General features: G+C 66.0%; 24 protein-coding genes and 3 tRNA genes. 12 read left to right on the top strand and 15 right to left on the bottom strand.

Annotated elements, in window-relative coordinates:
* The first annotated feature begins 92 nt into the window (after positions 1-92).
* The 5 genes from gyrB to E3O46_RS01595 all read left to right on the top strand — a co-directional run bounded on the left by gyrB (position 93) and on the right by E3O46_RS01595 (position 5,408).
* On the top strand, positions 93-2,069 hold the full coding sequence (gyrB, locus tag E3O46_RS01615) for a DNA topoisomerase (ATP-hydrolyzing) subunit B (RefSeq protein ID WP_134448566.1): 1,977 nt from the start codon (positions 93-95) through the stop codon (positions 2,067-2,069).
* 82 nt (positions 2,070-2,151) lie between these two features.
* Positions 2,152-4,644, top strand: coding sequence for a DNA gyrase subunit A (gyrA, locus tag E3O46_RS01610; protein WP_241975201.1), 2,493 nt, complete (start codon positions 2,152-2,154; stop codon positions 4,642-4,644).
* The gene (locus tag E3O46_RS01605; RefSeq protein WP_134448568.1) at positions 4,637-5,047 is read left to right on the top strand and encodes a DUF3566 domain-containing protein; all 411 of its coding nucleotides are present in this window, start codon (positions 4,637-4,639) and stop codon (positions 5,045-5,047) included. Before gyrA ends, E3O46_RS01605 begins: the two co-directional genes overlap by 8 nt.
* Before the next feature lie 141 nt (positions 5,048-5,188).
* Positions 5,189-5,262: transfer RNA gene (locus tag E3O46_RS01600), tRNA-Ile, on the top strand.
* A 73-nt stretch (positions 5,263-5,335) separates the two neighbouring features.
* Positions 5,336-5,408: transfer RNA gene (locus E3O46_RS01595), tRNA-Ala, on the top strand.
* A gap of 88 nt (positions 5,409-5,496) precedes the next feature.
* Here the strand turns inward: E3O46_RS01595 and E3O46_RS01590 are convergent.
* Positions 5,497-6,024, bottom strand: coding sequence for a hypothetical protein (locus E3O46_RS01590; protein ID WP_134448570.1), 528 nt, complete (start codon positions 6,022-6,024; stop codon positions 5,497-5,499).
* A 122-nt stretch (positions 6,025-6,146) separates the two neighbouring features.
* Between E3O46_RS01590 and E3O46_RS01585 the strand changes: the two genes are divergently transcribed.
* The gene (locus E3O46_RS01585; RefSeq protein WP_134448572.1) at positions 6,147-6,686 is read left to right on the top strand and encodes a peptidylprolyl isomerase; all 540 of its coding nucleotides are present in this window, start codon (positions 6,147-6,149) and stop codon (positions 6,684-6,686) included.
* 11 nt (positions 6,687-6,697) lie between these two features.
* Complete coding sequence (locus E3O46_RS01580) at positions 6,698-7,537, top strand: rhomboid family intramembrane serine protease (RefSeq protein ID WP_134448574.1); 840 nt, start codon at positions 6,698-6,700, stop codon at positions 7,535-7,537.
* Between the two features lie 79 nt (positions 7,538-7,616).
* Here the strand turns inward: E3O46_RS01580 and E3O46_RS01575 are convergent, their stop codons facing one another.
* On the bottom strand, positions 7,617-7,862 hold the full coding sequence (locus E3O46_RS01575; protein ID WP_134448576.1) for a cell division protein CrgA: 246 nt from the start codon (positions 7,860-7,862) through the stop codon (positions 7,617-7,619).
* A gap of 80 nt (positions 7,863-7,942) precedes the next feature.
* Here E3O46_RS01575 and E3O46_RS01570 point away from each other — a divergent pair, with 80 nt between their 5' ends.
* From E3O46_RS01570 to E3O46_RS01565, 3 genes are read left to right on the top strand one after another with little or no spacing between them, the layout of a single operon-like run.
* Positions 7,943-8,776: a class E sortase gene (locus E3O46_RS01570; protein WP_241975187.1), complete on the top strand. Its 834-nt coding sequence runs from the start codon at positions 7,943-7,945 to the stop codon at positions 8,774-8,776.
* Positions 8,777-8,785: 9 nt separating this feature from the next.
* A complete protein-coding gene (locus E3O46_RS18150; RefSeq protein WP_166787341.1) occupies positions 8,786-8,947 on the top strand; it encodes a hypothetical protein in 162 nt (53 codons plus the stop codon).
* A complete protein-coding gene (locus tag E3O46_RS01565; RefSeq protein WP_134448578.1) occupies positions 8,944-9,582 on the top strand; it encodes an anthranilate synthase component II in 639 nt (212 codons plus the stop codon). Before E3O46_RS18150 ends, E3O46_RS01565 begins: the two co-directional genes overlap by 4 nt.
* Before the next feature lie 103 nt (positions 9,583-9,685).
* On the opposite strand, the gene E3O46_RS01560 is transcribed toward E3O46_RS01565, so the two are convergent.
* The 8 genes from E3O46_RS01560 to E3O46_RS01525 form a co-directional block, all read right to left on the bottom strand.
* Positions 9,686-11,347, bottom strand: a complete 1,662-nt coding sequence (locus E3O46_RS01560; RefSeq protein ID WP_134560979.1) for an HNH endonuclease signature motif containing protein — start codon at positions 11,345-11,347, stop codon at positions 9,686-9,688.
* Between the two features lie 339 nt (positions 11,348-11,686).
* Positions 11,687-13,411: a Stk1 family PASTA domain-containing Ser/Thr kinase gene (gene pknB / locus E3O46_RS01555; RefSeq protein WP_134448582.1), complete on the bottom strand. Its 1,725-nt coding sequence runs from the start codon at positions 13,409-13,411 to the stop codon at positions 11,687-11,689.
* Positions 13,412-13,492: 81 nt separating this feature from the next.
* The gene (locus E3O46_RS01550; protein ID WP_134448584.1) at positions 13,493-15,220 is read right to left on the bottom strand and encodes a serine/threonine protein kinase; all 1,728 of its coding nucleotides are present in this window, start codon (positions 15,218-15,220) and stop codon (positions 13,493-13,495) included.
* A complete protein-coding gene (locus E3O46_RS01545; RefSeq protein WP_134560834.1) occupies positions 15,217-16,668 on the bottom strand; it encodes a peptidoglycan D,D-transpeptidase FtsI family protein in 1,452 nt (483 codons plus the stop codon). Before E3O46_RS01545 ends, E3O46_RS01550 begins: the two co-directional genes overlap by 4 nt.
* Positions 16,668-18,068: an FtsW/RodA/SpoVE family cell cycle protein gene (locus tag E3O46_RS01540; RefSeq protein ID WP_134448588.1), complete on the bottom strand. Its 1,401-nt coding sequence runs from the start codon at positions 18,066-18,068 to the stop codon at positions 16,668-16,670. The genes E3O46_RS01545 and E3O46_RS01540 overlap by 1 nt, the downstream gene beginning before the upstream one ends.
* Positions 18,061-19,290, bottom strand: a complete 1,230-nt coding sequence (locus E3O46_RS01535; protein WP_134560978.1) for a PP2C family protein-serine/threonine phosphatase — start codon at positions 19,288-19,290, stop codon at positions 18,061-18,063. Before E3O46_RS01535 ends, E3O46_RS01540 begins: the two co-directional genes overlap by 8 nt.
* A gap of 4 nt (positions 19,291-19,294) precedes the next feature.
* Entirely contained in the window at positions 19,295-19,912 is a 618-nt protein-coding gene (locus tag E3O46_RS01530; RefSeq protein ID WP_134448592.1) for an FHA domain-containing protein FhaB/FipA, read from the bottom strand.
* The gene (locus E3O46_RS01525) at positions 19,909-20,667 is read right to left on the bottom strand and encodes an FhaA domain-containing protein (RefSeq protein ID WP_134560835.1); all 759 of its coding nucleotides are present in this window, start codon (positions 20,665-20,667) and stop codon (positions 19,909-19,911) included. The genes E3O46_RS01530 and E3O46_RS01525 overlap by 4 nt, the downstream gene beginning before the upstream one ends.
* 281 nt (positions 20,668-20,948) lie before the next feature.
* On the opposite strand from E3O46_RS01525, the gene E3O46_RS01520 reads away from it, so the two are divergent.
* Positions 20,949-21,032: transfer RNA gene (locus tag E3O46_RS01520), tRNA-Leu, on the top strand.
* A 97-nt stretch (positions 21,033-21,129) separates the two neighbouring features.
* Here the strand turns inward: E3O46_RS01520 and E3O46_RS01515 are convergent.
* From E3O46_RS01515 to E3O46_RS01505, 3 genes are all read right to left on the bottom strand, one after another.
* Complete coding sequence (locus E3O46_RS01515; RefSeq protein WP_198413674.1) at positions 21,130-22,455, bottom strand: ferredoxin reductase family protein; 1,326 nt, start codon at positions 22,453-22,455, stop codon at positions 21,130-21,132.
* A complete protein-coding gene (locus E3O46_RS01510) occupies positions 22,452-22,670 on the bottom strand; it encodes a hypothetical protein (RefSeq protein WP_134448596.1) in 219 nt (72 codons plus the stop codon). The genes E3O46_RS01515 and E3O46_RS01510 overlap by 4 nt, the downstream gene beginning before the upstream one ends.
* Positions 22,671-22,863: 193 nt before the next feature.
* Positions 22,864-23,322, bottom strand: coding sequence for a hypothetical protein (locus E3O46_RS01505; protein WP_134558173.1), 459 nt, complete (start codon positions 23,320-23,322; stop codon positions 22,864-22,866).
* Positions 23,323-23,646: 324 nt separating this feature from the next.
* Between E3O46_RS01505 and E3O46_RS01500 the strand changes: the two genes are divergently transcribed.
* The gene (locus E3O46_RS01500; RefSeq protein ID WP_134448600.1) at positions 23,647-24,180 is read left to right on the top strand and encodes a DUF6611 family protein; all 534 of its coding nucleotides are present in this window, start codon (positions 23,647-23,649) and stop codon (positions 24,178-24,180) included.
* A 25-nt stretch (positions 24,181-24,205) separates the two neighbouring features.
* Here the strand turns inward: E3O46_RS01500 and E3O46_RS01495 are convergent, their stop codons facing one another.
* Together E3O46_RS01495 and E3O46_RS01490 are read right to left on the bottom strand one after the other, a co-directional pair.
* Positions 24,206-25,921 carry an ABC1 kinase family protein gene (locus E3O46_RS01495; RefSeq protein ID WP_134558172.1) on the bottom strand — a complete coding sequence of 572 codons (1,716 nt, stop codon included), beginning with the start codon at positions 25,919-25,921 and terminating at the stop codon, positions 24,206-24,208.
* A gap of 37 nt (positions 25,922-25,958) precedes the next feature.
* Positions 25,959-26,528 (bottom strand): PadR family transcriptional regulator, encoded by a 570-nt coding sequence (locus tag E3O46_RS01490; RefSeq protein ID WP_134448604.1) that lies wholly within the window; start codon positions 26,526-26,528, stop codon positions 25,959-25,961.
* Positions 26,529-26,742 lie beyond the last annotated feature (214 nt).

The raw sequence follows: 26,742 nt of genomic DNA, 5'->3' as shown, positions 1-26,742 counted from the left end.
AACGCGTCAGATCCCCGTTTATGGCCGGGAGACCATGCCCTGTTTGGTAGACTCAAGGGTCGCCCGCGCGACGGTCAGGAGCTCCATAACAGATGTCAGTCGAACCATTGATCGAGCCGGAGCATGGATACGGCGCCGACGATATCCAGGTCCTCGAAGGACTTGAAGCCGTTCGGAAGCGCCCCGGTATGTATATCGGGTCGACCGGCCCCCGAGGTCTGCACCACCTGGTCTACGAGATTGTGGACAATTCGGTGGACGAGGCCCTCGCGGGACACTGCGACACGATCGGCATCGAGATCCTCGCCGACGGAGCCGTGCGCGTCGCCGACAACGGGCGAGGAATCCCCGTCGACATTCACAAGGCGGAGGGCCGTTCGACGGTCGAGGTCGTCCTGACCGTGCTCCACGCCGGTGGAAAGTTCGGCGGCGGCGGTTATTCAGTCTCCGGCGGCCTCCACGGCGTCGGCAGCTCCGTGGTCAACGCGCTGTCCTCCCGGCTCGACGTCGCGGTTCGTCGCCAGGGCCACGTGTGGCGGCAGAGTTTCCACGACGGTGTCCCCTTCGCCCCGCTGAGCCAGGACGAAGCCTCGGACGAGACCGGAACGACGATCACGTTCTGGCCGAGCGCCGAGACCTTCGAGACCACGGACTTCGACTTCGAAACCCTGCGGGCCCGTTTCCAGCAGATGGCGTTCCTTAATAAGGGGCTCACCATCACGCTCACCGACGAACGACCGGAGCACCTCGACGCAGAGGGCGCACCGATACACAAGACCTTCATGTACGAGAAGGGACTCGTCGACTATGTCGAGTATCTCAACCGTGCCAAGAAGGCCGAACTCGTCAACGAAGAGATCATCTCCTTCGAGTTCGAAGACCACGAACGCAAGATGGCGCTCGAAGTGGCCATGCAGTGGACCACCGCGTATACGGAGAGCGTCCACACCTACGCGAACACGATCAATACCCATGAGGGCGGCACCCACGAAGAGGGTTTCCGCGCAGCGCTCACGACCCTCGTCAACAAGTACGCGAGGGAAAAGGGCATCCTCAAGGAAAAGGACGACAACCTCACCGGCGACGATGTGCGTGAAGGCCTGACCGCCGTCGTGTCGATCAAACTCGCCGAACCGCAGTTCGAGGGCCAGACCAAGACGAAGCTCGGCAACACAGAGGCGAAGTCCTTCGTGCAGAAGGTCGCCAACGACCAGCTCTCCGACTGGTTCAACCGCAACCCGATCTCGGCCAAGGAGATCATCCGCAAGGCCCTCCAGGCCTCGAACGCCCGGATGGCGGCCCGCAAGGCGCGCGAAACCGCCCGACGCAAGGGCCTCCTCGAGGGCGGCGGCATGCCGGGCAAGCTCAAGGACTGCCAGAGCAAGGACCCGTCGCTCTCCGAGATCTTCATCGTCGAGGGTGACTCGGCCGGCGGCTCCGCCGTCCAGGGCCGGAACCCGGAATACCAGGCGATCCTGCCCCTCCGCGGGAAGATCCTGAACGTGGAGAAGGCCCGGCTCGACCGTGCCCTCGGCAACGCAGAAGTCCAGGCCATGATCACGGCGTTCGGCGCCGGCATGGGCGAGGAATTCAACCCGGACAAGGTGCGCTATCACAAGATCGTCCTGATGGCCGATGCGGATGTCGACGGCCAGCACATCACGACCCTCCTGCTGACCCTGTTGTTCCGGTACATGAGGCCGCTCATCGACCTCGGCTACGTGTACCTCGCGCAGCCGCCGCTGTACCGGCTCAAATGGACGAATGCCCCGCACGAATACGTCTACTCCGACAAGGAGCGCGACGCGCTGCTCGCCGACGGCGCTGCTGCGGGCAAGCGGATCCCCAAGGACAACGGCATCCAGCGCTACAAGGGCCTCGGCGAGATGGACTACAAGGAGCTGTGGGAAACCACGATGGCGCCTGAGACCCGCACGCTGCTCCAGGTCACGCTCGACGACGCAGCGGCTGCCGACGAGATTTTCTCCACACTGATGGGCGAGGACGTCGAGTCCCGCCGCAACTTCATCCAGAAGAACGCGAAGGACGTGCGTTTCCTTGACATCTGACGACACCACCAACAACACGACCAACGAAGAGACCGCAGCGGAGGCCGCCGCGAAGGCGGCTCATCTCGAGCAGCACGGCAAGATCGACCAGGTCGACCTGCAGCTCGAGATGCAGCGCTCCTACCTCGACTACGCCATGAGCGTCATCGTCGGGCGTGCGCTTCCCGACGTGCGTGACGGCATGAAGCCCGTGCACCGCCGCGTGATCTACGCCATGTTCGACGGCGGCTACCGCCCGGACAAGGCGTTCAGCAAGTGCGCGCGCGTCGTCGGCGACGTGATGGGTCAGTTCCACCCCCACGGTGACTCCTCCATCTACGACGCCCTCGTCCGGCTGGTGCAGCCCTGGAGCCTGCGGTACCCGCTCGCCCTTGGGCAGGGAAACTTCGGCTCCCCCGGAAACGACGGCGCTGCCGCCCCGCGGTACACCGAGACGAAGATGGCCCCGCTCGCCCTCGAAATGGTGCGCGACATCGACGAGGACACCGTCGACTTCCAGGACAACTACGACGGCCGCACGCTCGAACCCACCGTGCTCCCCTCGCGCTTCCCGAACCTTCTCGTCAACGGTTCGGTCGGCATCGCCGTCGGCATGGCCACCAACATCCCGCCGCACAACCTGCGCGAGGTATCCGCCGGCGCCCTCTGGTACCTGCAGAACCCGGACGCGACCCGCGAGGAGCTTCTGGAAGCCCTCATCCAGCGGATCAAGGGACCAGACTTCCCCACCGGCGCCCAGATCCTCGGGATCAAGGGCATCCAGGATGCCTATCGCACCGGTCGCGGGTCCATCACGATGCGGGCCGTCGTCAGCATCGAAGAGCTCCAGGGTCGCACCTGCCTCGTGATCACCGAGCTGCCGTACCAGGTCAACCCGGACAACCTCGCGATCAAGATCGCCGACCTCGTCAAGGACGGCAAGATCGGTGGCATCGCCGACATCCGCGATGAGACCTCCGGCCGCACCGGCCAGCGCCTCGTGATCGTGCTCAAGCGCGACGCGGTCGCGAAGGTCGTCCTGAACAACCTCTACAAGCACACCCCGCTGCAGGAGAACTTCGGCGCGAACATGCTCGCGATCGTCGACGGGGTGCCGCGCACGCTTCCCCTCGATGGTTTCGTCTCCGCCTGGGTCGACCACCAGGTCGACGTCATCGTGCGGCGCACCCAGTTCCGGCTCAACAAGGCCGAAGCGGATGCGCACATCCTGCGCGGGTACCTCAAGGCCCTCGACGCCCTCGACGAGGTGATCGCGCTCATCCGCCGGTCTCCGACCGTCGACGACGCCCGCACCGGCCTGATGGACCTCCTGGACGTGGACAAGCTCCAGGCCGACGCCATCCTGACCATGCAGCTGCGCCGCCTCGCGGCCCTGGAGCGTCAGAAGATCATCGACCAGGCCGCCGAACTCGAGCTGCAGATCGTCGAGTTCCAGTCGATCCTCGCGAGCCCGGAGCGCCAGCGCACGATCATCAGCGACGAACTCACCGAGATCACCACGAAATTCGGCGACGATCGGCGGACCGAGATCATGTTCGGCTTCGACGGCGACATGTCGGTCGAGGACCTCATCCCCGAAGAGGAGATGGTGGTCACCGTCACGCGCGGCGGCTACATCAAGCGCACCCGCAGCGACAACTACCGCAACCAGCACCGCGGCGGCAAGGGCGTCAAGGGTGCCCAGCTGCGCGCGGACGACGTCGTGGAGCACTTCTTCGTCACGACCACCCACCACTGGCTGCTGTTCTTCACGAACACCGGCCGGGTCTATCGCGCCAAGGCGTACGAGGCCCAGGAATCCGGTCGCGACGCCAAGGGCCAGCACGTTGCCAACCTGCTCGCACTGCAGCCGGGCGAGGAGATCGCGCAGATCCTCGACATCCGCGACTACGGGGCGGCCCAGTACCTCACGCTCGCCACTCGCGACGGCCTGATCAAGAAGACGGCCCTGAGCGAGTACGACACGAACCGTACCGGCGGAATCATCGCGATCAAGCTGCGCGAGGGCGACGAACTCGTCTCCGCGCTGCTCGTGGAGGAAGACTCGGACCTGCTGCTCGTGTCCAGGAAGGGAATGTCGATCCGGTTCACCGCGAGCGACGAAGCCCTCCGGCCGATGGGCCGCAGCACTTCCGGCGTGATCGGGATGCACTTCCGCGGGGATGACCGGCTGCTCGACGCATCCGTTGTCTCCGACGACGGCTACGTGTTCGTCGTGACGGAGGGCGGATACGCCAAGCGCACCGCGGCCGATCAGTACCGCCTGCAGAACCGTGGCGGACTCGGTATCAAGGTCGCGAAACTCAACGATGATCGCGGGGACCTCGTCGGGTCCCTTATCGTGGATGACGAGGACGAAGTACTCGTGGTCCTTGCCAGTGGCAAGGTGGTACGCTCTGACGTCGCAGAAGTCCCTGCCAAGGGACGGGACACGATGGGCGTCGTCTTCGCTAAGTTTGCGGAAGAAGACCGGATCATCGCCATTGCGAAGAACTCCGAACGTAACCTGATCGTCGAGGAAACTGCGGACGAGCCGGAGAGCGATTCGGGAGAGGAAGAACCGTTAGATGAGTAGTGTTGCTGAGAAACTTGCCAAGAAGTCCGGCCGGAGGCCCACTGTGACAACCAAGCAGGTGCGGCTCAAGCTGGTGTACATCGACTTCTGGTCGGCGGTGAAGCTGTCGTTCCTGATCGCCCTGTGCCTCGGCATCGTGACCATCGTCGCGACCTTCCTGATCTTCACGGTGCTCAACGGCACCGGGATCTTCGGCAAGATCGACGCGCTGTACGCCGATATCGCGGGGTCTTCCTCCGATCTGGCCAGCATCCTGTCCATCGGTAATGTCATGGGCTTCGCTGTCGTCGTGGCGGTGCTGAACACGGTCGTCATCACGGCCCTGGGTGCCGTCTACGCCGTGCTGTACAACCTGAGCGTGAAGATCACCGGCGGACTGCTCGTCGGCTTCACGAACAACTAGCTCGACCTTCTCCACCCGCTCCACCCGCGTCACCCGCTCCACCCGCGTCACCGCCTCCCAATCGGGCAGCACCCGAAACGAATCGGCTGCTCGATTGGGAGAAACCGGAGGTTTCCGGTAGTCTCAAATCTGCCCAATAAGGGGGATATAGCTCAGTTGGTTAGAGCGCTTCACTGATAATGAAGAGGTCCCAGGTTCAAATCCCGGTATCCCCACGCAGTTACAGTTTTATGCAGTCGCAGTTATAAGAAGTACCGGCCGTTCCGGCCATCACCCCCGTGAATGTACGGGGCCATAGCTCAATTGGTAGAGCGCCTGCTTTGCAAGCAGGAGGTCCGGGGTTCGATTCCCCGTGGCTCCACAATCTGCACGAGAATGAATCCTGCACGAGAATGACAGAAGGCCCGCATCCAGTGGATGCGGGCCTTCTTTGTGTCTCTGTCTGTCTGTTACGACTCGACGGACGATGCGTTCTTGGGCTCGTCGTCGGCGACCCAGAGCTCGTCATCGGCGCGGAACGTCTGCCAGACGGCGTATGCGACTCCTGCGGCGGCGGCCAGGGCGACACCGAGCGCGATGTATGCGCCGGCCCCCGGGCCCTTCTTCTCGATCACAACGGGCTGCTGGAAGTGCAGGCGGCTCAGGGCCGCACGAACGCGGGCATCCCTGGCGACGTCTCCGACGCTCATGACGGTGCCGATAGCAGTGCCGATGCCGGGAAGCACCTTCGTGACGACCTGGCTGCGCACATCCTCTGCGAGATCCTGCGTTGCCTGGATCTTCGGGCGTACCAACTGGTCGTAGCTGTCGCGGACACGGGGAACGACTTCCTCGCGGGTGAGCACCCCCGCCTGGTGTGCGGCATCACGTGCGAGCACGTTTGCCCGATCGAGAACCTCCTGCTGGTGGTTCCACAACTCGTCTGCGCTCTTGCGCAGCTTCGTAAGTTCCTTGCGGCGCTTGCGTGACAGGCTCATCTGGACCCTCCATCGATGTCATGTGGCGAACACCATCCATCTTGCCACGCAATACCGCAAGAGGGCTTCGGATGGCGTGGACGGTCAGGATCCGTCTTCGCGCCTGTGCAAGAATTGACCCCATGTCAAAGCACACCGCCGTCGCAACGCTCAATACATCGCTCGGACCGATCAAGGTCAACCTCTTCGGCAACCACGCGCCGAAGACGGTGAAGAACTTCGTGGGCCTCGCCACCGGCGAGATCGAATGGAAGCACCCCGGCACTGGCAAGGTCTCGAAGACTCCCCTCTATGACGGGACCGTCTTCCACCGCATCATCAAGGACTTCATGATCCAGGCCGGCGACCCGCTCGGCCAGGGCACCGGTGGCCCCGGCTTCCAGTTCGACGACGAGATCAGCCCCGACCTCGACTTCACCCAGCCGTACGTCTTCGCGATGGCCAACGCCGGCATCCAGGGCGGCCGCGGCACCAACGGGTCGCAGTTCTTCATCACTGTCGTCCCGACCACGTGGCTACAGGGCAAGCACACCATCTTCGGCGCCGTCGAGGACGAGGCCTCCCGTGCCATCGTCGCGAAGCTTGCCACCGTGCCGACCGATGGCCGTGACCGTCCCCTCACCGAGGTCGTCATCGAGTCCGTCACCGTCGAGCAGGTCTAGGCCCACTTCGAATGACTGACCTGCCCGGATCCGCAGCCAATTTCTGCTATCGGCATCCGGGCAGGCAAAGCTTCATCCTCTGTCAGCGCTGCGGCCGCACCATCTGCCCGGAGTGCCAGACACAGGCCGCCGTCGGCGTGATCTGCCCCGAGTGCATGAAGGAGCAGCGGCAGAACGCCCCGCGCACCCGCCCGGCCCTGCTGACACGCATCTCCTCGAGCCGTGGGCCGGTCGTCACGTACGGCATCATCGGGGTCACCTTCGCGGTGTTCCTGCTGCAGCTCGTCCCGGGATTCGACGTGACGAGCGCATTGCTCTATGCGGGCATCTACTCGTACCCCGGCAGTTTCGAGCCCTGGCGGATGCTCACCAGTGTCTTCGTCCACTCGACCGGCTTCATCTTCCACGTGCTTCTCAATATGTACACACTGTGGATATTCGGCCAGATCCTCGAGGGGATGCTCGGCCGCGGTCGATTCCTCGCCCTGTACCTGCTGAGCGGCCTCGCCGGTTCGCTCGGGGTGTTGTTCCTCGCTGGTCCGCTCACACCGGTCGTCGGGGCATCCGGTGCGATCTTCGGCCTGATGGGCGCGTTCCTGGTAATCCAGAGGCGCCTCGGAGGCAACTCGACACAATTGCTGATCCTGGTCGGAATCAACCTCGTGATCGGCTTCCTGCCGAACCTCAATGTTGCCTGGCAGGCGCATGTCGGCGGCCTGATCGGCGGTGCGATCCTCGGCCTGATCTACGTGCAGACTCGGCGCAGCAAGCACCAGTCGCTGCAGAACTGGCTTGTCGCGGCCTTCGCGATCGTGCTCGTCGCCCTGAGTTTCGTCAAGTTCCTGGGCTGAAAGTTATCCACAGGTCTGTCCACAACTGGGGATAATTACACCAGTGTAATTGACCCCCAAAAGGGGGGTAACCGAGAGGTTAACGCCAGCGGGTCGTCATCAGGAAGCCGACGAAGGCGATCCCGAATCCAACGAGGATGTTCCAGGAGCCGAGGCCGGCGATCGGCAGGGTGCCCTGGCTCACGTAGAAGACGATGATCCATGCCAGTCCGATGAGCATGAAGCCGAACATGACTGGTTTGAACCAGACGGCGTTCGGGGCGTCCTCGCCAGAGCGAACGACCTCGGTGCGGGCGGGCTTGGTGCGGGGATTCGTTCGTGCCATGCCTGCGATTCTAGCGCCATTGCCCATCAGGCGACCTCTCCAGGGCCTGCCGGCCACCACTGCCGATTAGAATCGGAACCATGTCCGACGCCACCCCGCCCGCTGCGCCAACGGAGAGTCGCCGCGAGCGGCGCGCTTCCCGGCGCCGCAGGCCGGTGAGTGTGATCGGTGTCATCGGTGAAGTGCTCATCACGGGTGGCGTTCTCGTTTTCCTCTTCATCGCCTGGCAACTGTGGTGGAACGACCTCGTCGTTGCGGGGGAACAGGCGAGTGCGGCCAACCAGATCAGCCAGCAGTGGATCGGCGACGCACAGGCGGCCAGCGCGACGCCAGCGCCGACCGCCACGAACACGCCGACGGCCGTTCCCGTCCAGACGCCGGGCTTCGGGACTCCCGTCGTCAGCGTCGCCCCGGGGGAGGCGCAGCCGTTCGCCGTGCTGTATGTGCCCCGCTATGGCGCCGCGTACTCGCGCACCATCGCTGAGGGCGTCGGCCACAACGTGCTCAACAGTCCACGCCTCGGCATCGGGCATTACCCCGGCACTCAGATGCCCGGCGAGGTCGGGAACTTCGTCGTGGCCGCTCACCGCAGCGCCAATGGCGGCGGCATGCACCTGATCAACGAGTTTCAGCTCGGCGATCCCATTTTCGTGCAGACGGCCGACGGCTACTACACGTACCGGTTCCGTGACCTGGAATACGTGCAACCGACCGACGTGGGCGTGCTCGCCGCAGTCCCGCATGCGCCGGGGGCCACCGCGACCGATCGCATCATCACCCTCACGAGTTGCAATCCGCTCTATTCGACGGCGGAACGCATCATCGCCTACGGCGTCTTCGATTCCTGGCAGCCGATCTCGGCCGGCCCGCCCGCGGAACTCGCCGCCATCATCGCAGCCCAGGCCGCGGGCTAGGAGGCTCATATGTACGCAGCACTGTGGCGGGTCCTCCCCGGCCCGCTCTGGCTCCGCATCCTCCAGGTGCTGGTGCTCATCGCCCTTGTCCTCTTCGTCCTCGCCACGTGGGTTTTCCCGTGGGTGGACACCATCGTCAACAGCCAGGAATCGACGGTCGGCACCCCATGACCCGCATACTCGTGATCGACAACTACGACAGCTTCGTCTACACGCTCAACGGCTACCTGATGGAGCTCGGAGCTGAGACCGAGGTCGTGCGAAACGACGCCTTTCCACCAGAGGACGCCGCAGCGCGCATCGCCGAATTCGACGGTGTGCTGCTCTCGCCGGGGCCGGGGAAGCCTGCGGACGCGGGCGTTTCCATCGCAGTCGTGCTGGCCGCGTTCGAGGCCGGCTCGCCGCTCTTCGGCGTGTGCCTGGGGCACCAGGCGATCGCGGAGGCCTTCGGGGCCACGGTGACGAACGCCGAGGAGCTCATGCACGGCAAGACGAGCCAGGTCACGCACGACGACAGCGCTTTCTACGCGGGCGTTCCGCAGCCCTTCACGGCGACCCGGTACCACTCGCTCGCCGTCGTCGATTCCACTGTTCCGAGCGACCTTGTGGTGACCTCGCGGACGGCCGGCGGGGTGATCATGGGGCTGCGGCACGCATCCGCTCCGATTCTCGGCGTGCAGTTCCACCCGGAATCGGTCCTGACCGAGGGCGGCTACCTCATGCTTGCCAACTGGCTGGCCCTCACCGGCCTGCCAGAGGCCCAGGAGACCGCGCGGGGACTCCACCCCATCCTCAAGCTCTCCTAGGGGTAGTCCGAGCGGCTGTGCTCCGACACGAGGGGCCGCGGTCGCTCCGTTGTGGTGTTCGGTTCAAAGCTTCAACGGTTCGACGCTGGGCGGTCGCGCCTGATCAGTCGCGGTTGGGTGGTCCGGTGAGGATCTGGTGGGCGCGGTGCCGGTTCGGTGGCCGCCAGAGCCGTTGCGGGTCGATCAACCCCGGGGCCCGCACTTGCGGTGACCCTTTCACCATCCGGATCTCCCACCCGGAGGTGTCGATGCTGTGGTGGTGGAACCAGCACAGTAGGACACCGTTGTCCACATTGGTCGGGCCGCCTGTGGCCCAGGGCTTCACGTGGTGTACTTCGGCCCAGTGCGCCGGGGCTTTGCAGCCGGGGATGATGCAGCCGCCGTCCCGGGCGGTGATCGCCCGGCGTTGCGCCCGGTTGAAGTACCGCCGCTCCGGACCCAGCTTGAGCACCTCGTTGTGCTCGCCGAACAGGACGCCTTGGAAGCCGCCGTCACAGATGCGCTGGTGCACCGTTTTGAGCGACACCGGGGCTTCGACCCCGTCGATCCACCCGACCCCGACCCCGGAGGCGAGGTCCGCGGCGTTCACGTGCACCATTACCGTCGGCGCTGACCCGCCCATCGACGGGGTGTCCGTGTCGCGGGCGGCGTGTTCGAACAACGCCCGGAGGATGTCGGCGCGTTTCTCCCCACTCGTGCGGGTGTCGGCGCGCCGCTCCCGGAGCTCCGCTTCGATCACGTCCAGCTCCGAGCCCGTGTCCGTCTCGCCGTCCGCGGTCTCGGCGCCAGGAATCATCTGCCCCGAATCCATGAGGGCCTGCTCCTCCGCGGTGGGGAACGCCGGGCGGGCGTGGAAGCTGAGGAAGGCGTCGAAGAGGGTGTTCATCACCCCGAACAGTTCCGGCGTCACCCCACCCTTCACCGGATACAACCCGTTCTTGAGTTGTCCGAAGCCGATGTTCGATTTCGCCTCGAACAGGTCCTCGGTTGGGAGGACCCCGTCGGGGTCCAGGGCCGCCTGCCACTGAGCGACCATGCCCCGGATCAGGTCCGTCGTCACCGGGACACCGGCCCCGGCCAAATCCTCGGTCTCCGGGGTGATCAGCCCGGCCGCAGAGGCGACCAGGGCCCGCTCCGCCGTCAACAGGTCATCCGGCGCCACCCGGTGACTGATCACCTGCAACCCCGCCACGATCAACTCCGCGGTCTCCACCCCGATCTCCCCCGCCGCCAGGGCTGCCCCGACGGTGGGGAACAAGGGCGGCAACCAGCTGCTCCCGCCGCACGGCCGCGGCAACACCGCGTCGCCGAGCTTGACGCGCCGCTTCACTTCCCGGGCCGACACCCGCGTCACCCGGGTGAGGACATCCCACGGGCCCGTGCAGCCCATCCGCCAGGCCAGACCTTCGCGGCCGAGGACCCGGGCCCGCCGGTCCACATCCGTCGCCGTGCTCACCCGGGCCGCGTCAACCGTGCGCCCGATCGCCTCCACGGCGCTCAGCGCCGTGACCGCTTCTGTGTCGCTGAGCAGCCCGACCGGGATCGCGGCCAGGGCCTCTGCGAGAACCGCCTGCGCCTCCACGAGCCGGGCGACAGCATCCGCATGCACCGACGGCACCGAGCCGGCCAACCCCTCAGCGCCCTCGAACCCCTCGGCAACCGCGACCGGATAGGCCGACTCGACACCAACGGTGGGCTGATCGCCCGCGGCCACTGAATCGTGGGTCTGCGGGGTGTGTGACTGGGGATCTGAAGCTCCTGCCATACCCCGATTCTACCCCGAATCGAACACGAAGACGAGGTTTGATCACATAATTATGCGTATATAAGCTCTATCTTCACATCTGAAGACGACGGGTGCGTGCTCGTGGTACCGAATTCAGGAGATCCGCCCGGGTGAGCGACACCGGCCAGCGGACCAGTGCGGTCAATCCAGCCCGGTTGCACGGATCTCCTGAATTCGACACACTCACCCTGCTCTGGGATCCTCTGCGCTCGGGCACGGCAGGCGGCACGGTGGCCAGCGCGCTGGCCTGTCGGGCACATGCGCTCGTGAGCGCTTTGCATCCCGAGCGTGAGGGAGGGTGGGGCAGAAAACGCGGCGTTAGCCTGCGCAGTAGGTGAGCGCCACCTGGGACTTCTGCTCCACGTCTCCGGGCGCCTGGGATTGCTTGGTGACCGGAGATCCCGGTTTCATGGCGCACGTGGCGTCTGGCGTCGGGATCGGCACAAGCTGTACGGACGGGGCCAGCAGGAGCTCGCTGGCCGCCTGAAGAGACTGGCCGACGAGGTTCGGCAGGGTGACGAGGCCGCTGGAGATGAAGATATCGACGGTGTCGCCGGTCTGGGCGCTCCCCTGCAGCGCCGGGTCGGTGCGCAGCACAAGGTTGGGCGCGATCGTCGCAGAGTTCTCCTTGGTGATCGACCCTGGCAGGAGCCCGAGAGCGCTGATCGCGGCCTGGGCGTCGGCGATCGGCAGGTTCGTGACATCGGGCACCGTCACGGGCTGCGGACCCGTTGATACGTAGACCTTGATCACATCGGTCGGCTGGGCGATCGTTCCAGCGGGCGGGTCTGTGCGGGTGACCTTGTCCTTGGGGACCGTTGCGCTTGCCTCCTGGGCCATCGTGGCAGCGAGGTCGGACTCGATGAGGGTGTTCTGAGCGGTCTCGTAGCTCTGGCCGACCAACGAGGGCACCTTCCGGGAGTTATCCGGGAGGTCGCTGCTGGGGGTGAGGCTGAAGGCCCAGATCATCACGGAAAGCACGATCACGATCACGCTGAGGATGCCGGCCCAGATCCAGATGACCGGGGGCCGTCGCTGGGTGCGCACCATCGTGGCGTCCTCGGCGAGTTGCTTGAGCGCAAGCTCCGATCCGGAGGTCGCCGTGGGCGGTGCGCCGAAAAGGCTCGCGGTGGCTTCATCGACGGGGCGGTGCAGCGGGATCACGCCGGAGCCGGCGATCTCGACATCCGTTCGGAACTCGACGGCGCTCTGGTACCGGGCGAAACGGTCCTTTTCAAGGGCGCGCATCACGACGACGTCGAGTGCCGGGGAAACCTTGGGGTTGATCGAGCTCGGGGCGACCGGTGTCTCGCTGACGTGCTGGTAGGCGACGGCGACGGGTGTATCGCCGCGGAAGGGCGCGCGGCCGGTGAGCATCTCGAAGAGAACGACGCCGGTGGAGTACAGGTCCGTGCGTGCGTCGACGGATTCTCCCTTGGCCTGCTCCGGGGAGAAATAGGATGCCGTGCCGAGGATCGCCGTGGTCTGGGCGACCGTCGTCGAGGAATCCGAGATGGCCCTGGCGATGCCGAAGTCCATCACCTTCACCTGGCCGGTCTTGGTGATCATGATGTTGCCGGGCTTGATGTCGCGATGAACGACACCCGCGCGGTGCGAGTATTCGAGCGCCGTCAGGACGCCGTCGATGATGCGCACGGCCTCGGTGGCCTGGACAGGGCCTTCGCGGATGATGTCCTTGAGCAGGCGTCCGTCGACGAATTCCATCACGATGAACGGAATCTGCGATTCGAGGCCGCCGGGCTCTCCGACGGTCTCCTCGCCGGCGTCGAAGACACGCACAATCGTGGGGTGCGCCATCCTCGCCGCGGCCTGGGCCTCCTGGCGGAAGCGGGTGCGGAAGGCGGGATCGGCCGCGAGGGACGACTTCAGGAGTTTGATCGCAACCGTGCGGCCGAGCCGCGCGTCGGTGCCGATATGCACGTCGGACATGCCGCCGCGACCAATGAGTGCCCCCACTCGATAGCGACCTGCGAGCAGGCGGCCTTCATCACTCACAGACTCACTCCCACTCTTGTCGACCATTCGGCTCCAGGCATCGCCCCGGCTGAGGCAACCCTGGTTGCGCGGATCTTGGCTATTTTAGCTGACGTCCCTGCGTCAGTCTTACGGTGTCGCAGCGGTGATCGGCACCGCGGTGGAGGACGGCGACCAGGCTGAGGCGACCTGTCCGCAGTAGTACAGGTACTTGACGGTCATCGATCCGACCGGGCCGGCGACGACGGTCGCCGTGGTGACATCGGCGCCCGTCGGGTTCGCGGATTGCACGGTGCCGCCCGTCACCTCGAGCTTGTACCCGGCCAGGGTCTGGCCACTGGGGCACGACTGCGCGACCCAGGTGTAGGTCACCGTCTTGCCGCTGGCGACGGTGGTCGTGGTCGTCGTCGGAGCGGCGCTCGGGGCGTCGGGCACGACGGCCGGAGCGTAGACCGTGACCGTGATCTTCTCGCCCTTCTTGACCGGGCCGGTGGGGTTGACCGAGTAGACCGTGTCTGCAACCTGCGTTGCCGGGTCGACCGAGGCCTTGCCCGTGACGACGTCGGCGACGAAGCCCAGAGACTGGAGCATGGTGCGGGCTTCCCCGCTGGTCTTACCGATGAAATCGGACTCGGTTACTTCCGCCGTGGTGGGGGTCGGGGTCGGGGTCGGCGTCGGCGTGGGCGTCGGAGTGGCGCTCGGCGTCTTCGAGGGAGTGGGCGACGGGGTGCTCGACGTGCTCGACGTCGTGACGGGGGTGCTTCCGCTGTTCTGCTGGGAAACGAACGCGACAATGCCACCGATGAGAACAAGGGCCAGCAGTGCGATCAGGGCGATGAGAGGCCAGGTCCAGGGGCTGCGCTTCTTCTTCGCGGCCTCCTCGGCCGCTGCCGCTGACGCGCGCGTGACGGGCGGCAGCCCGGAGGGAAGCAGCGTGGTCGCCTGCGCGTTCGCGCCGGCACCGGGCATGAGCATGGTCGCCATGGTGGGGGTGACCCCGTTCATGACGGCAGGAACGGAAGCGGCCGCGAGGGCCACATCACCGCGGCGCAGGGCGGTCGCGGCCCTGGCGAGGTGGGCTGCGGATGCCGGGCGGTCCGCCGGGTTCTTCGCGAGGCAGGAGATGACGAGGTTGCGGACCGGCTCGGAGACGGTGTCGGGCAGGTCGGGGGCGATCTCGTTGATCTGCGCCATCGCGATGGCCACCTGGGACTCGCCCGTGAACGGGCGGCGTCCGGCGAGGCACTCATATGCAACGATGCCGAGCGAGTAGATGTCGGTCGTCGGCGACGCTGAGCGACCGCTGGCCTGTTCGGGCGAGAGGTACTGCACGGTGCCCATGACCTGGCCGGTGGCGGTCAGTGGAACCTGGTCCGCGATGCGGGCGATGCCGAAGTCGGTGATCTTGACGCGGCCGTCGGGGGTGATCAGCAGGTTCCCGGGCTTGATGTCCCGGTGCACCAGTCCCGCGGCGTGCGCGGCGTGCAGGGCGGATGCCGTCTGCGCGACGATGTCGAGGACCTTGTCGGTCGGCAGGACGTGCTCGCGCTCGAGGATCGTCGACAGGGCTTCGCCGGGTACGAGTTCCATGACGAGGAACGCGCTTCCGTCTTCTTCGCCGTAGTCGAAGACATTGGCGATGCCTTCGTGGTTGACGAGAGCGGCGTGACGGGCCTCGGCGCGGAAGCGCTCGAGGAAGCCTGGGTCACCGAGGTACTCGTCTTTCAAGATCTTGATGGCGACGGTACGACCGATTACGAGGTCGACGGACTGCCAGACCTCGCCCATTCCGCCGATGGCGATCCGGGACTTCAGTTCGTAGCGTCCCCCGAAGGTGAGCCCTGCTGTGGGTCTCATTTGTTCAGCACCGCCTCTAGTACCTGCTTTGCAACGGGTGCGGCGAGCAAATTGCCGTACCCCTTCTGGCCAAGACCTCCGCCATCCTCGACGAGGACGGTGATCGCGTATTTTGGATCTTCTGCGGGAGCAAAACCGGTGAACCAGAGTGTGTATGGCTCGTCAGTTCCGTTCTCGGCCGTACCCGTTTTTCCCGCCACGTTGACCCCGTCTATTCTTGCATTGCTCGCCGCGCCATCCGCGACGTCGTTGACCATCATCTGGGTCATCGTGGCCGCGGTTGCGGCGCTGATCACCTGTTTCACCGTCTTCGGCGTAAAGCTTTCGAGAGGGCTGAGATTGGGGGCGATGATTTCCTCCACCAGGTTCGGCGCCATCTGGACTCCGCCGTTTGCGATCGTCGCAGACACCATCGCCATCTGCAGGGGCGTTGCGCGCACTTCGTACTGCCCGAATGCCGAAAGTGCGGTCTGCGCGTCGTCGAGGACCGTGGGGTACACGCTCGTCGCGACGTCGAGGGGAACCGAGTAGCTCGTGTTGAACCCGTACTTCTCGGCCATCTCCCGGATGGCCGTCGACCCGAGCTGCAGCCCGAGCTCTGCCATGGGGATGTTGCAGGACAGGCGCAGCGCGGTGGCGATCGTGACCGTGTCGCCGCTGCCGCAGGTGCCGCCACCGGAATTGATCACGATCGACGAGCTGCCCGGCAGCGTGAAGGTCGCCAGGTTCGGGAAGGCGCTGTCGGGGGTGAACTTGCCCGATTCGATGGCAGCGGATGCGACGACGAGCTTGAAGACGGAGCCGGGAGGGTTGAGGGCATCGATGGACCGGTTGATGAGGGGGTTGCCCGGGTCGTTCACGAGGCTCTGGTACGTGCCGGTGACGGCCTCGCTGTCGTGCACGGCGAGCAGGTTCGGGTCGTAGCTCGGCTTGGACACCATGGCCAGGATCCGGCCGGTCTTCGGCTCGGTGACGATGACGGCACCGGTGAGGTTCCCGAGGGCATCCCAGGCGGCCTGCTGGGCGACCGGGTCGATCGTGACCTCGACCGATGCGCCCTTGGAGACCTGGCCGGTGACGAGGGAGTTCATCTGGTCGAAGAACTGGGAGTCCGAGGTGCCGCTGAGCTCGCCGTTGAGCGCGTGCTCGAGCCCGGTCGCCGCGCCATTGACGGGCAGGAACCCCGTGACAGGGGCGTAGAGCGCGGCCTTGCTGTACGTGCGCAGGTACTTGTAGTTGTCATCGGTCGGGACAGACTGTGCGATCGGGGTGCCTGCAACCAGGATGGCGCCGCGTTCGACCATGTAGCTGTCGTAGAGCGTGCGGGTATTGCGTGAGTCTGCGGACAGGCTTTCGGCCTGGAAGACCTGGATGATCGTCGTCGAGCTCAACAGGGCGACGAACATCAGCATGACGACAATGCTGACGCGCTTGAGTTCGCGATTCATCAGACCACCAGCCTGGGTTGGTTGCGGATGGTGTCGGACAGGCGCAGCAGGAGCGCGACGATGATCCAGTTGGCGACGAGCGATGACCCGCCGGCCGCGAGGAAGGGTGTCGTGAGCCCCGTGAGCGGAATGACCCTGGTGACACCGCCGATCACGATGAAGCACTGGAGGGCGACGACGAAGGAGAGCCCGACGCCGAGGAGCTTGCCGAAGTCGTCGTGCCCGGCGAAGCCGATGCGGATGCCGCGGGCCACGAAGAGCAGGTACAGGGCCAGGATCGCGAACAGCCCGGCGAGGCCGAGTTCTTCGCCGAGGCTCGCGATGATGTAGTCGCTCTGCGGAACCGGGGTGATTTCGGGGCGTCCCTGGCCGAGGCCGGTGCCGAGAAGGCCGCCCTTGGCGAGCCCGAACAAGCCCTGGACGAGCTGGTAGCTCCCGCCGTCTGCGTTGTAGACGTCGGGGTTGAGCGCATCGAGCCAGTTCTGGAACCGGCCGTGCACGTAATCGAGGGTCTGGCTGGCGATGATCGCGCCGCCGATGAAGAGGGTCATGCCGAGCAGGACCCAGCTGAGCCGGCCGGTCGCGATGTAGAGCATGACGAGGAACAGCCCGAAGTAGAGCAGCGCTGTTCCGAGATCGCGCTGGAAGATGATGACCGACATCGAGAGGGCCCAGAGAACCAGGATCGGACCGAGGTCGCGCAGCCGCGGGAACTTCATCCAGAGCACCCGGCGGCCGACCATCGACAGGCTGTCCCGGTTGCGGACCAGATAGCCGGCGAAGAAGATCGCGAGGGCGATCTTTGCGATCTCACCGGGCTGGAAGGTTGCGAAGGAGCCGATTCCGATCCAGACCCTGGCACCGCTGACCTCGCGGCCGAGGCCGGGGACGAGCGGGAGGAGGAGCAGGACGACCGCGACGAACCCGGACACGTAGGTGTAGCGGAAGAGCACCCGGTGGTTGCGGATGACGAGCATCACCGTGATGGCGCAGGCGATCGCCAGGCCGCTCCACACGGTCTGGCGCACCGCGGCACTGTCCCAGCCGGCGTCTCCATTGGCGATGTCGATGCGGTAGATCATCGCAATTCCGATGCCGTTCAGGAGCGTGGCGATCGGCAGGATGAACGGGTCGGCGTCCCGCGCCACGAAGCGCAGGACGATGTGCAGGCAGAGCACGAGGCCGGACAACCCTGCGCCCAGCACGACGAGGGTCGTATCGATGTGCCCGAGCGCCCCGAGCTGGACGAGCACGACGGCCGAGGCGTTGATCCCGCACGCGACGATGAGCAGGAACAGTTCGACGTTCCGCATCTTCTGCGGCAGGTGCAGTCGCCGCGTGCTGCCGGGCTTGGACTTCGGAGCGCGCGTGGGGGCATCCGTTGCCCGTGCGTTACTCATTCTTCGCCTTCGTCAGGCGCTCGACCACGAGGCGGGCCTCATCGAGCGACGCTGCGCTGATGGTCTGCTCGACCTGCTGCCGGTCGTAGACGCGCAGGTCGGTGACCTGGAGCGGGGTCTCCTCGTAGACGGAGTGGAGGGAGATGGGCCCGAGGTCCTGTTGCACGCCGCGGAAGATCGCGACCGTGCTGCCCTCGACGCCGACGTAGTACCGCGTCTGGGTCCACTGGTAGCCGAGGATTCCGCCGCCGACGAGGGCGACGATGAGCAGGATGACGCCGGCGAGCCAGGTGGCCTTGCGGCGGCGGGCGCGGCGGGCGTCCTCCTCGATGAGTTCGGTGAGGTAGTCCTGGGAATCGGGTTCGAAGTGGGTCTCGCGAACGGGGTGCAGGCGCAGGCTCGACATCCGCAGGGCACGGCTGCGTCCGGGTTCCTCGCCGAAGGCCAGCGGTGCGGATGCCGACCCGACGACGATGGGGGTGTCGATGCGTTGGTCCGGCGCGCCGATGTCGACGACGACGATCGTGACGTTGTCAGGGGCTCCGCCGTCGAGGCTCTCCTTGACGAGTCGGTCGGCGACGCCCTGCGGGTCGAGCTCGCTCGAGAGTGCGGCCGCGATGCTGGTGTTGGAGACGACGCCGCTCAGTCCGTCAGAGCAGATCAGCCAGCGGTCGCCGGCGAAGGTCGCGAGGATCGAGGTGTCGATCTCGGGGGCGGCCTCGACGTCCCCGAGCACGCGCATCAGGACCGAGCGGCGCGGGTGCACCATCGCCTCCTGCTCGGTGATGCGGCCGCTGTCAACGAGGCGCTGCACGAAGGTGTGGTCGATCGTGATCTGGGAGAGCTCGCCCTGGCGCAGGAGGTAGATGCGTGAGTCGCCGATGTGGGCGATCGCGACCTCGTCGTTGAGCACGATCAGGACGCTGACGGTCGTGCCCATTCCGGTCAGCTCGGTGTGCTCGTAGACCGTCTCGGCGAGGAGGGAGTTCGCCGCGATGAGGGCGGCCTGGAGTGCGAATTCGGCGTCCTGCGGGCTCTGGTAGTCCCGGTCGGCCTCGATGATGCGCTTGGTCGCGATCGCGGAGGCGACGTCGCCTCCCGCGTGCCCGCCCATGCCGTCTGCGACGAGGAACAGGTGCTGGCCGGAGTAGCCGGAGTCCTGGTTGTTTGACCGGATCTTTCCAACGTGGGACGCGGCCGCGCTGTGACTGACTGTCGCCATGGACCTACCGCCGAAGCTCGAAGCTGGTCGCGCCGATCTTGACGGTGGTGTTCAAGGGGACAGGTGTCGGAACCGCGAGGCGTACGCCCGCGAGGAAGGTGCCGTTTGTCGAATCGAGATCCTGGATCATCCACTTGTCATTCCACAGCATCAGCCGGGCATGGTGGGTCGACGTGTAGTCGTCGCGAATGACGAGGCTTGAATCGGCGGAGCGACCGATCGTGACCGAATCCACGGTCAACGGGAATTCGGTGCCGGCCTTCGGGCCGGAGGTGATCACGAGCCTGGTCGCGTTCTGGGCGGTGGCCTTGTCGCCGGGGCCGAGGTCGTCCTTCGCGGCCTGCGCCGAGAACTGTTCCGTCGGTGCCGCAGCGGATGCCGCCGGCGGCTGGACGAAGGCGGGAGCGGCCTGCATCACCGGTGCCGCGACCGGTACGGCCGACGGGAATGCTGCGGCGAGTCCTGCGGACGCCACCGCGGGGGCGCCGTCCTTGGGCTGCTTGCGGACCCTCTGGCCGAAAAGGTCGCTGCGGAGGGCATAGACGATGCCGAAGATGAAGAGCCAGAGCACGAGAAGGAACCCGAGCCGCAGGACGAGCAGGGTCAGCTCGCTGACATTCATGCGGAGGGCCCCCAGAATCCGCCCATATCGTGGCGCTCGTGCGGTGCGGCCGGCAGATCGGAGCGCTGGTCGGCAGCGGGAGCATCCGCGTGGGCCTGGGCGAGCACCCGGAAGACGATGCGGGTACGGCCGATGGTGATGACCGAATCCGGTTCGAGGATCGCCTGCTTGACGGCGACACCGTTGAGCTGGGATCCATTCGTGGAGCCGAGGTCGCGCACCTGCGCACGGGCGCCGTCCCAGGTGATCTCGACGTGGCGGCGGGAGGTGCCGGTGTCGTCGATGGTGATGTCGGCATCCGTGCCACGACCGATGACCGTGGTCGACTTGCGGAGCGGGTACCGCTTTCCGCCGACGTCGACGACGGGCGTCCAGGTGACGCTGCCCTTGACGGTGGACGAGTCGATCTGGACCATGCCCTCGCTGAGGCCGCGGTCGTCGGAGAGGCTGATCGAGATGCCGCCGGCGAACTGGTAGCGCTGCTCGTTGCCGTGCTGCTGGACCAGGTCGGTGAGCTCGTCGATGAGTGCGGGTCCGAGGTTGGTCATGCGCTGGAAGTCGGTGTGGCTCATGCGGACGGTGAAGCGATTGGGCGCGAGGATGCGGTCGCGGGACACCACAGCTGCCTTGGTGTCCAGTTCGCGACGCAGCGCGGAGGTGATCTCCACCGGCTGCAGTCCCGACTTGAAGGTCTTGGCGAATGCGCCGTTTACGGCGCGCTCAAGGCCCTTTTCAAAGTTATCCAGAATGCCCACAGGTCTCCCGATCCGATCCTTTCGGCTATCAGCATGTTACTTGCCTCGCGTGTTAACTCGCCCGCCGGGCACATGGAACCGGAATTGTCATCCTACGGGAGGCGGCTATGGGCACGGAGGTGGGTCCGTTTCTGTCCGGCCAGGAGGCAGTCTCGCATGACTCGCGTCCGAGAGGGTCACGAGACGGCAAACGGGGCGGATGCTGCGCGCCCCTTCCCGCCTCGCCCGGCGGCTGGACGAATGGCATTCGCACCCCGATTAGTGCTAGCCTCTCTAAGTTCGCGCGAGTGGCGGAATTGGCAGACGCGCTGGCTTCAGGTGCCAGTGTTCGAAAGGACGTGGGGGTTCAAGTCCCCCCTCGCGCACAGTGGGTCGAATGATCCAGTCGGACAAGAAAGGCCCCCGGGTAACCGGGGGCCTTTCGTCGTTTTCGAGCGGACGCAGGCGACTCTGGCTGCGCCGTCAGAACGCGAAGACTTCCTCGTGCAGGCGGGCAGGCGGATGTCCGGCGTCCTTCAGCGCCGACCGGACAGCCCTGGACAGACCGCGCGATGCGCACACGTAGACGTCGCGGGCAGCGACGTCGGGGACGAGCCGAGTCAGGTTCGCACCGGTCATGCTGTTCCGGGGATCTGTGGACGGCCCGATCATCCACACGATCGAGGCACCGCGCAACCGGGCGATTTCCTCGAGTTCGTCGCGGAAGATCACGTCATCGTCCCGGGAGGCCCGGTAGAGGAGGGTCAGCGAGCCGTCGCCGACCTCGAGCTCTTCGAAGAGTGCGCGCATGGGAGTGATCCCAACGCCGCCGGCGATGAGCAGAACGGATTCACGAGTGCGTTTCCGGTGCGTCATGGCCCCGTACGGCCCCTCGGCGAGCACGCGCGTGCCCGGCCGGAGGGAGTGAAGCGTGTGACTGCCGTTCCCGAGCGCCTTTACGGTGATTCGGAGCAGGTCATCGCCGGGAGGCGCAGACAGCGAGAAGGGATGCGCGGAGCGCCAGACCCCCGGCGCCAGAAATCGCCAGCGGAAGAACTGACCCGCTTCGACGCGCAGTTCGTCGATGTGCCGCCCGCGCAGAATGACGCTCACGACGCCGTCCGCCTCGGGCACCAGGCGTTCGATCCGGAGGCGGTGGCGCCAGGCGTGCTCCAGCGGCTTGAGAACGCGGTAGCGGAGCACCAGGCCCAGTGCGCATACGAAGAACAGGGTCCAGGCGATCTGGAGCCCGGGCCTGCCGGCAAGGTCGGGCCCGGCCAGTTCGTGCGTGAACGAGAGCGCCAGGGCGATATAGCTGAGCAGGTGGATGCCGTGCCACGTCTCGTAGGAGACCGAGCGCCGGGCTGCCCGCACCGACATGACCGCGATCACGCCGAACAGGACCGTCCCGGCGGTCGCGGCCACCAGCCCGGGCATGCCCAGGACGGCGAGGGATGCCGTGAAGGCATCTTCCCAGTGGCTGAGCATCCAGGAATGCACGGCCGCGACCACATGAATCACCAGGAGGACGATGAAGGCGCGACCGCCGACGCCGTGCCAGCGGGCGAGCCGGTCGGCACCGATCGAGCGTTCGAGCAACGGTGCGCGCGACATCAGGACCACCATCACCGTGACGACATATCCGGCCAGGAATCCGGTGGTGTGAGCGAGGATGGCCGAGTCGAACTGGACAGGAAACCGGACGTCGACGAAGGCGAGTGCCGCAGACAGGACGGCGCCGATCACGATCAGTGTCTTGATGAGCGCGGCCGCAACGGGCGGCCGGGGCGATTGTCGATGACCGGTCACGGCCGGCTGTCCGGCACGATCGCCGGCGCAGCCGGGGAGACCGCCGGGGCAGCAGTGACCATGGCCGCCGCCGATGCGGTCATCACGACCACGACGGCAAGGGACGTAAGCCAGTTCAGCGCGGTCCACGCGCTGCGGGAGACGCGGGAGGCGTTCACTCGGTGGTGGGGTGCAGCCGGTCCGCGAGTGCGCCGGTGGGCCGGAACTGAGGTCATGGTCCTTCCTCCAGGGTGAGAGCAGACGAGCGGAACTTTCCTCATCGGGCGACCGGAGGTGACGACGGTGCTGCGATGCGTCCTGTGCGAAAACTGCCTTCAATTGTGGTTCACATCCCGAAATTCAGGCAGCCATCGGGTAGATCCACACGAGATCCACAGTTTCATGAGGATTGCTCAGCTCGGCTGATTCCTAAGGTTTAGCGTCCGGATTGACGATGAGGAAGTCACTCAGACGGGTCCACCCCTCGGGAACTTCGTCGTTGCTCTCGATGACCCGTGCTCCGCCGGTGCCGCTTCCAGACGTCCACATTCCGTCTGCGGAACCGCAGAACGAATTCGAAGGACCGTCCGGCAGTTTTGCCACCATCAGGCAGAAGCCCGGGGTGCCTCGTTGCGGATCCGTGTACTTGGAGACGAAATAGCTCACATCTCTGGTGGTGCCGACGAACCGACTGGAAGCGGCATCGAGGCCGTCACTTGCAGCCTTGAGCGCCGAGGGAAGTGCGTCTTCGGGACCGGGTTTCTGCGCAAGGAACAGCCGGATCTCCGTGGTGGAGTCGTTGGCGACACAACTCGTCAGGCCGAGGCACGATGCACAGACCAATGCTGCCGCGATCCAGGCTCTGCTGGTCGCTCTGAGACGAATCATGGCTAGCCCCCCGCTTGAACCCACGCTGTAGTCTTCGTGGGAAACCTAGCATGGCATCGGCCGATATTGTCGGTCCGACCAGCAACTTACATCACCGAGCGGAGGACTCGCTCCCGTCCGCATTCGTGGCGAAGGTGAACCCATTGAGCCGAGACGGCTGTGGTGGCGGATGACGGCACGCCCAACATCCGGCTGCTTGCCTGGACGGGAGTAGCGCGAGCGTAGTGAATCCGTAGGGAAACTCCGTTTCGGCGCATGGATTCCGTAAGGATGGCGCGGCCCCCCTGCGCCCGGGATGACGCTGGATTGGTGAACAGCGCTCGAATGGACCTCTCGGAACTCACGCTCAGTCGGTGGCTCTCGCCACTCCTCGACGGACGCTGCCGCTGGGGAAGCTACACGGTTTCGGCCGGTCGCTACGGCAGCACGAGCCAGCGGCTCGTGTTGTATCCGGCGGGGATCTCCGCACGGCAGCGCCGACGGGTTCGCGTGTGGCGCGGCTGGACGGTGCTCGGCCTGGTGGCCGTGTTCGGAGAGTTCGTAACGCTTGTTGAGGCGGGCGCACCGAGACTCCTGGTGATCACGTCCTGCATCGGGTTTTACGTCGCGAGCACCCTTGTCGTCGCCCATGCTGCCGGATCGATTCGTCGAGGCGTCCTCGAGCTGACCGTCGTGAGCTCCAGCCTCGCCCCCGACACGCGACTCTCCGCAGAATCCCGCTATCTGGCGGGGCTAGCTTCGACGCTGTTGATCGCCGAGGAGTCACTCGCCTGCGGAGCGTCGTCGCCTGCCGATCACGAACTGGTGTGGTCGTCCGCGTACTCCGACGCCCGGCGTCACCTCGGTGCCGGGCGGTGACGTCGGCCGGGACTTCGACAGCTCCCTAGGGCAGGGGTCCTCGGCGGGCGACGGCGCCGGCGAGGGTGGCGTGGAGCAGCGGAAGCACGGACACGGCCATGAGCACCGTTCCGAAGACGACGTCGTCGGCACGGAGCAGGATGCCGCCGATCAGCAGGGCGGTGAAGAGGACCGCAGAGATGATCCGCCGTCCCGTTCGCTCGAGACTGCCCAGGCGGCGCTCGAGCCGTGGGGTCTGCACCGTGAGGTTGCCGTCTTCGACCCGCGTGATCAGGGTATCGAGCCGCTGGGGCAGCCGGGCGATGAGTCCCGCGGCCGCCACCGTGCGCTTCGCGAGATCCTGCACCAGGTTTCCGCCTTCGGCCCGGATCAGCTGCGCGGAGTACGGCTCGACGGCGTTCCAGATGTTGAAGGCCGGGTCGAGCGAACTGCACATCCCGCTGGTCAGCGACATCGCGCGCACGATAAGCAGGAAGTTCTCCGGCAGCTGGACCGGCAGGGTGCGCACCACATCACCGAATTCGTTCGCGAAGGCGCGGAACTCGCGCGGATCGACCTCCTGCAGCTCGGCGAAGCCCATCCCGCCGAAACGCGCGAACAGCGCCGTCAGCGCCCTCTCGAGTTCCGCGGTGTCCGCGGAGGGCAGGAGCACGCCCACCTCGCGAATGCCGTCCACCATGCCCTTGCCGTTGCGGGACGCGGCGGCGATGAGCAGGTTCCGGAGACCGCGACGCAGCGCGTCGGGTACCTCGCCCATCATTCCGAAGTCGATGAACGTGAACTTCCAGGCCCGGCCTGGAGCATCCGCTGTTGTGGCCGCATCCGCGGTGGCGAGGGGGGTGACGAAGATATTGCCCGGGTGCGGGTCGGCGTGGAAATAGCCGTTGACGAAGAGCTGGTCGAACATGACCGCCGCGAACTCGGTGGCGACTTCAGACGGATCGATGCCTGCCGCCCTGAGCCCATCGACGTCATTGATCTTGATGGCCGTGACGTCCTGCAGGGTCAGCACCCGCCGCGTCGTTCGCTCCCACACGAGCTCGGGAACGCTGACGCGGGCGTCGTCGGCGAAGTTCCCCGCGAACCGTTCCGCGCTCGCGGCCTCGTGCAGGTAGTCGATCTCCTCGAGGCTCGTCACCGCGAACTCCTCGACGAGGACGGGCATGTCGACCCGATCCGAAACGAGGCGAATGTGGCTGAGCCAGCCGGCGACGCGGCGAAGGGCCCGGAGGTCGACGTCGACGATCGCACCGATGCCCGGCCGCTGGATCTTCACGACGACGTCCAGCAGGCCGGTCTCGGCAGCATCCATTTCCGAGAGCCGCGCGCGGTGGACCTGACCGAGGGATGCCGCGGCGAGAGGGGTCGGGTCGACGAACGAGAACGCGCGCTCGAGTGTCACCCCCAATTCGGACTCGGCGAGGGCCCGGATGGCCGGGAACGGCACGGCCGGGACCTCGTCCTGCAGGCCCTCGAGCTCCTTGGTGATCTCGGGCGGCAGCACGTCGAGCCGGGACGACATGAACTGGCCGACCTTGATCATGAGGCCGCCCAGGTCGACCGCGAGCACGTGGAAGCGCTGCGCGATGCGCTGGAGCCGCGCCGACCGGTTGCGCGCCGAGAGCCGGGCGAGTCCGATCCGGGGCAGGAACAGTTCGTACCACCAGGTCTGCACCAGGTACCGCGCGGCGAACCGCAGGATCCGGCGGTAGCGGGCGCGCATGTTCCCGTCGTCGGTCATCGGATCTCCTTGACGCCGGCGTGCTTCGGGCACTCGTTCAATCCTGGGCGAGGATGGAGTACAACTGGCGACGCGCCTCGTCGAGCACGGCGACGGCCTTGTCCACCTGCTCCGGGCTGCCGGAGCGCCCGACCTGCGCGGCGGCCTGGGCCAGGCCGATTCCCGCCTTGGGCAGTGCGGTCGCCCGGCCGCTGTCGCGGGCACTCGGGGCCTCCCAGGGGGCGGAGGTCTCGGCTGCGGCATCCGCTACCGCGCGGCCCTCGTCCGTGAGCGCATAGGTCTTGCGACCGTTGGCCTCCTCGGCCGTGATGAAACCCTCGTCGGCGAGCAGCTGGAGCGCCGGATACACCGAGCCGGGGCTCGGCTTCCACGCCCCGTTGCTGCGCTCCTCGATCTCGTGGATGATCTGGTAGCCGTGCATCGGCTGCTCCAGGAGGAGCGCGAGCACCGCGGCACGGACGTCGCCGCGCCCGACCCTCGTGCCGACCTTCTGTTCGAACTGCCCGCGCAACTGCTCCATCGCTTCCCAGATGGCGTTTCCGGCCCAACCTTCGCCCGGTCCGCCCTTGCGACCCGGGAATCCGTCTCCCATAAATGAACCACTCATGATGACCTCCTCAGCGCCGTACCAGAGCTCGACGATACCTAACGATATAACGTTCAACTCTGATCTCGAGCTGGATTTCACGGCGGCGCGCCCGTGTGTCGCGCGGGTTCTCAGCCGGAGCAGTCCTGAGCGTAGGCTCATTCCGTCAGGGCAAACGGTGTTCCGCCCAATGGAACATGTGTTGGTGTGCCCTGCGGTAGTTCTCAAGGAAGAG

It is taken from the genome of Cryobacterium glucosi (assembly GCF_004402235.1).
Lineage (GTDB): Bacteria > Actinomycetota > Actinomycetes > Actinomycetales > Microbacteriaceae > Cryobacterium > Cryobacterium glucosi.
Note: the sequence above shows the minus strand (reverse complement) of the source record. Positions and strands in the feature narration are given on the sequence as shown.